At 61.5% G+C, this 678-nt stretch carries 1 protein-coding gene; it reads right to left on the bottom strand.

Features of this window, described 5'->3' with window-relative positions:
- On the bottom strand, positions 1 to 678 hold a 678-nt coding region (locus tag U4Y90_RS35970; protein WP_321801902.1), incomplete at both ends, for an IS110 family transposase.

Genomic DNA, 678 nt, shown 5'->3' with positions numbered 1-678 from the left:
AAACGCGGCGAACTCGCGCCCGCTGCGAAACACGCTCGCCTCGCCGATCGTTGCGATGGCAGCGGTCGCCGTAAGCAGCCCCACGCCCGGAATGGCCGAGATACGTTGGGCCGCTTCATCCTCACGTCGCCATGCCGCGAGCCGGTGCTCGACCTGCGTAATGTCTCGCGTGAGCGCCTCGATGCGCTGCAACTGCTCGCGCAACGTTTCGATCACCATCGCCGGCAGCGTCTGGGCCAATTCGCCTAGCAGCCGCGCTGCGTCATTCATGCTTTTTGCTCCGGCATGCACCGCAGCACCGAACTCGTACAGCAAGCCATGCACTTGATTGATCTGCATACGACGCATCTTGAGCAGTTGCTCGCGTACTCGATGCAGCGTCAGCACGCTTTGCTGTGCTTCGCTCTTCACGGCAACAAAGCGCATCTCAGGACGTTGAGCCGCTTCCCAGATCGCGTGTGCATCGGCTGCGTCGGTCTTGTTGCGCTTGACGAACGGCCGTACGAATGACGGCGCGATCAGTCTGACCCGATGCCCTAGTGCGCTCAGCTTGCGTGCCCAGAAATGGGCGCTGCCGCAAGATTCCATCGCAATGAGCCCTGGCGGGCAGTTTGCGAAAAACGTCACGAACTGATCACGTTTGAGCTGTCGCCGCCCGATTTCGCCCGTCTCCATGTC

The sequence above is a fragment of the Caballeronia sp. J97 genome (assembly GCF_905220305.1).
Taxonomy (GTDB): domain Bacteria; phylum Pseudomonadota; class Gammaproteobacteria; order Burkholderiales; family Burkholderiaceae; genus Caballeronia.
The sequence above is the reverse complement of the archived record's forward strand: the minus strand, read 5'-3'. Positions and strand labels throughout refer to the sequence as shown.